General features: G+C 67.5%; 3 protein-coding genes. 2 read left to right on the top strand and 1 reads right to left on the bottom strand.

Annotation, left to right across the window (positions count from 1 at the left end):
- Positions 1–201, bottom strand: a 201-nt coding sequence (locus Q664_RS60980) for a hypothetical protein (RefSeq protein ID WP_235216747.1), incomplete at its 3' end; no start/stop codon positions are given.
- Between the two features lie 626 nt (positions 202–827).
- Between Q664_RS60980 and eutB the strand changes: the two genes are divergently transcribed.
- Entirely contained in the window at positions 828–3,221 is a 2,394-nt protein-coding gene (gene eutB, locus Q664_RS17910; RefSeq protein WP_235216746.1) for an ethanolamine ammonia-lyase subunit EutB, read from the top strand.
- A 241-nt stretch (positions 3,222–3,462) separates the two neighbouring features.
- The gene (locus Q664_RS17905) at positions 3,463–5,229 is read left to right on the top strand and encodes a family 43 glycosylhydrolase (RefSeq protein ID WP_084610033.1); all 1,767 of its coding nucleotides are present in this window, start codon (positions 3,463–3,465) and stop codon (positions 5,227–5,229) included.
- The last annotated feature ends 33 nt before the right edge of the window (positions 5,230–5,262 follow it).

The following is a 5,262-nucleotide window of genomic DNA, read 5'->3' as shown; positions in this document are numbered from 1 at the left end:
CCCCATGTCGGGCGGCCGCAGTGGCTGCTGCGTCAGCCCCTCCTCCACCCATCCCTCCACTTGCGACTGACCGCGCCGCTGCTCCGCCCTCACGCGAAACCTCACCGTGCGAAGCCCCAGCCCCTCCTCGAACCCCAACAGCAACCAGGTCAACTGCTCCACCACCTCTGGCCCACCGTGCTCGCTCCCGCTGCAGTTCAATCCGCATCAGCCCGCTGGGGCTGGAGCCATAGCCACTCAGTGCCAATTCCAGGTCCTGACGCAGCTTCCGCCGATCTCCCACCGGCCCTGCTTGAACAGCACCTACTGCATCCATGCGAAAGCCCAACAGCGTCAGCGCTCCGGATTCCGCCCAATACGTCAACTCCAGCCGGGCGCCCATCCGGCGCACGCCGTTGGTGATTGCCACCACCTGAGCCAGCGCTCTCTCGACCTCCGCCCGGCTGGCCCGGGTCTCCAGTTCGGCACCACACACCGAAACCAGGTTCCCATGCGGCTCCCACCCACCAGGCCGCGACAGGCCACAGCCCCACAACCAGAGGGCGGCGAGCGCCAAGCACCTCAATATCGTCCGGCTCCACATCACTCGAATCACCCTCCACTCCCAGTTCAAAGGAAGGCTCACACGGGCTCCAGACGGTACTCCTGGAGCCATACTATCTTGAAGCCTCACGTGAAGAGCATCCGGTGTGTGGACAGGGTAACGAACCCCCTGCCCTCGATGGGCCGCGCGCAACGATCACCAGTGGGCAAAGTCAGACGGACCGCTCTGCCCGGGGCCTCGGGACTCCTCCTACAATCATTCCCATCCAACCAAGGGGACAGCCATGAAGACGATGCACCGGGTCCGGCCACGCCGTGGCGCGCAGCGCAACCCCACGCCTCCGAGTCCTCGCTGGGACCCCGTGGTGATGCGCCGCCGGACCTTCATGAAGTCGGTGATGCTCGGTGGCTCCGCGCTCGCCCTCGCCTCCTGCCGCGAGGACCCCAAGCCCCCTCCACCTCCGCCCGGCGTCTACGTCCCCTCGGTGAAGGAGGGAGAGAGCCTCTTCAAATACCTGGACCGGACGCGGGGTGGCTTCGACCCGACGCTCTACAAACAGCTCATCGGCGCGGCCAACGAGTACAAGGAAGGTGACGAGGCCGCGCACCTGGCCGCCGCGGACGACACCTCCCGCGCCAACGCGCGCCTCCTCCTGTCCAACACACGCATCGGCGACCTGCGCGCCCATCCGCTCTTCGAGGACGGGCTCTTCACGCTCATCGAGCAGGGCGTGGACACCTCGGCGGCGGACGCCATGAAGGACTGGACCCTGGGCGAGCTCAAGCGCTTGCTCCTCGACCGGAGCGAGGCGGAGATCAAGTCCGTCATGTCCGGGCTGAGCAGCGACATCATCGGCTGCATCGTGAAGCTGATGAGCAATGAGGAGCTCATCGCCGTGGGCAGCAAGGTCTTCAACCCGCTGCCCGGCAGCCGGATCGGCTCCAAGGGATACCTGGGCGCGCGCATCCAGCCCAACTCGCCCACGGACCACCCCGAGGACATCCGCTGGCAGGTCTTCAACGGATGGGCCTTCGCCGTGGGCGACGTGCTGCTCGGCACCAACCCCGTCTCCAGCGAGGTGGAGTCGGTGCGGACGGTGGAGAACACGCTCCGGGACGTCCTGGAGGCGTTCGGCATCGCGGACGTGATGCCCCACTGCGTGCTGGCCCACATCGACATCCAGGCCGAGGTGGAGAAGCTCGAGCCCGGCTCCACCGCGCTCTGGTTCCAGAGCCTCGGCGGCACCGAGGGCGCCAACCAGACGTTCGACGTCACGCTCCCCAAGATGCTCGGGCACGCGGCCGCGCGCACGGGCAAGTACGGCCTCTACTTCGAGACGGGCCAGGGCGCCGACGGCACCAACGGCCACGGCAACGGCTTCGACATGGTGGTGCACGAGTCGCGCAAGTACGGCTTCGCCCGCGTGCTTCAGCAGCGCGTGGCCCAGGCCCAGCTCGGCGCCGGAAGGCCCGCTGCTCCCTGGGTGCACCTCAACGACGTGGCCGGCTTCATCGGCCCCGAGGTGTTCCGCACCCGCGAGCAGCTCGTGCGCTGCTGCCTCGAGGACATCGTCATGGGCAAGCTGCACGGGCTCACGCTCGGCCTGGACGTCTGCTCCACGCTGCACATGGAGGTCAACCTGGATGACCTCGACTGGTGCCTGGAGCAGATCATGCCGGCCAACCCCGCCTACCTCATGGCGCTGCCCACCAAGAATGATCCGATGCTCAGCTACCTGACCACGGCGTTCCAGGACCACGTCCGCATCCGCGAGCGCTTCGGCTACAAGGTGGATGACCGGATGTGGGCCTTCTTCCAGGAGCTCGGCATCCTCGACGCGCACGGCGCGCCCACCGCGCACTTCGGTGACCCCACCTGGGTGTACCTGCGATACCAGCGGCGCAAGGGCGACACGCGCCCGGACGAGGAGCTGCTCACCGAGGCCCGGAGGCAGATGGCCCAGGTGCGCCAGCGCGGCGTATGGCTCGCCGAGGGCCACGGCACCCACCGGTGGGACCTGAACCCCGACCTGGACCGGGAGATCCGCTACCTCTACGAGGACGCGAAGAAGAGCATCCACGCCGAGCTGCCCGCCACCTTCACGAGCACGCTGTCCGGCGCCGTCTCCGTGGTCACCGGCTCCAAGGATCGCGAGGACTACATCCTCCACCCGCCCACGGGCGAGCAGCTCACCGACGAAGCCGTGGAGTCCCTGCGGCGCCTGCGGGACACGCATGCGGGCCAGTACGACGTGCAGCTCGTCATCTCCGACGGGCTCAACGCCTACGCGCTCACGGACGAGGGACACCTCGCGCCGTACCTGGAGCGGGTGCGCACGGAGCTGGCGGCCGCGGGCTACGAGGTGGCGCCGCAGCCCATCGTGGTCCGGTCCGGACGCGTGCGCGCCGGCTACCACATCGGCGAGGTGCTGTACGCCTCGCTCCCGGGCGAGGACTCGCACCGGGCCATCCTGCACATCATCGGGGAGCGGCCCGGCTCGGGGCACCACGCCTACTCCGTCTACATCACCGCTCCCAAGGTGAGCACCTGGTCCCGCGAGGGCGAGGTGGACCACGACATCACCCGCGTGGTGTCCGGTATCGCCGACACGGCCCTCTCCCCCTCCACCGCCGCGGTGGACACGGTGAGGATCCTCGAGCGGCTCACCGCCACATGAGGTGATAGCGGAAAGCCCCCATGTCCCGGTGAGAAGCGTCGAGGCCTGGGCGCATCCTGGGCATGGTGGGTGGTAAGAAGCTTTCTCATGGTGGCTCGCGGGCTTCCTCTGCGTGTCCGCGGCGGCACCCTCCGCGCGATAACGCAGAGGCAAGCTGGCTTTCCAAGAAAAACTGGAAATCATGGAGAGGAGAGGTGTACGAGTCGGAGTACACCCCCGGCTGATTTCCCCCAGGAGAGCCATGCTTCCCCGCATCCCCCCCAGACTCGTTCCATTCATCGCCCTCGCGCTGACCGCTGGCTGCGGGGGAGTGGAGGACGCCGGCCTCTCGCCCGAGGCCGACGGCGCATCATCGATCATCACCCAGGCGCTCGTCTGTGATGGCGTCACCTGCAGCGGACATGGCGTCTGTAGGGACAACGCCGGGAGCGCGGTCTGCGTTTGCGACGAGGGCTTCACGGGTTCCTCGTGCGCCACGCGCGGTTCCAACTTCTACGCGCGCACGCTGCTCGTCCCGGGGCTCGCGGACCCGGACGTCCACAAGGAGAACGATGACCTGTTCTTCCTCACGGGTACCGGCGACGCGCGGACCGTGCCCATCTACGAGACCAATGATCTGTCGAGCTTCCGCTTCAAGCGCGGCTACGACCCCTCGGTGGCGGACCCGGCCTACGACTACTGCATGATCTGGGCGCCGGACCTCGGCAAGGCCAACGGTGTCTACAACCTCTATTTCTCGGCCCAGCGGGTGCCCAACGGCATGGCCTGCCCGGCGTCCGGCCAGGACGTGACGACCTTCGTGGCCTCGGCATCCGACCTGAACCTCGACTTCGGCGCGCCCCGGCCCATCAACCCGAACACCACCCTTCCGCGCACCACCATCGGCTCGGCCTGCACGCCGCAGGGCTGCAACCGGAACATCCGCATCGACGCGGCCACGTTCAATGACACGTCGGGCAGCTGGCTCTTCTATGTGTGGTTCCAGAACGGCAACAACATCTCCTCGTTCAACCTCGCGGCCCCCGCCACGGTCTACAACCACACGGGCCCGGCGCTCTACTCGACTCCCGCGCACGAGGAGGGCATCAACGAGGCGCCCGAGCTCCTCAAGCGCAACGGCCTCTACTACCTGTTCTTCAGCACCGGCTGGTACAACAGCCAGTACGCCATGAACTACATCATGGGGGACTCGCTGCCCGCGCTCACCCGGACGCGCGCGGTGCGGCCGCTCTCCCAGGCGATGCGCAACGCCGCTGGAGCGCTCATCCAGAGCCATGGTCACAACGTGGTGGTGGACCGCCGCGGCGAGTACTTCAACATCTTCCACCAGGGCGTCTTCCAGCCCGCGGGCACCTTCACCTCGCGCAGCACCTACAAGCAGCGCATGGCCTTCAAGCCCGATGGCTCGCTGCACTCGCTCAACCAGGTCAACATCCGCTGGACGAGGCTCGCGGGGTACAGCTACTCGCTGGACGTGGTGCTGCGCGATGGGACCACGGTGGGCCCGTGCAGCGCGGTCGGCATCATCGGCACCGCCAACAAGACCGTCTTCAACGGCGTGTGCCCCAGCGCGAACAGCCGCATGGTGAACAAGGGTGACATCGCCGCCTTCCGCATCTTCTATTCGAACAACGGCGTGTGGGGGCCCTTCGTGGAGAAGGCCTATGACGGCGTCTCGGATGACGTCTTCCTGGAGTTGCCCGGTGGCACCACGCCCTTCGTGGACCTGACGTGGAGCGAGGAGGAGACGGGCGCCCAGTACTCCATCGACGTGCAGCGGCGCGACACGGGCGCGTGGATTGGGCCCTGCATCGGCGTCACCTCCGTCAACCGGGCCCTCGCCTGGACCTACAGCGGCCGGTGCGACACCCCGGGCATCAACGTGGCCATCTCCAACATCAGCAATTTCCGCATCTGCACGGCGATGAACGGCGACTGGAGCCGCGCGCGCTGCGGCGCCACGGCCTACGATGGCAAGAGCATGCACGTGCCCATCGTCATCCCCTGACGGCCCACGCGGCCACCGAAGAGGCGGACCTGG

The organism is Archangium violaceum Cb vi76 (assembly GCF_000733295.1).
In the GTDB taxonomy this organism is placed as follows: Bacteria; Myxococcota; Myxococcia; order Myxococcales; family Myxococcaceae; genus Archangium; species Archangium violaceum.
The sequence above is the reverse complement of the archived record's forward strand: the minus strand, read 5'-3'. Positions and strand labels throughout refer to the sequence as shown.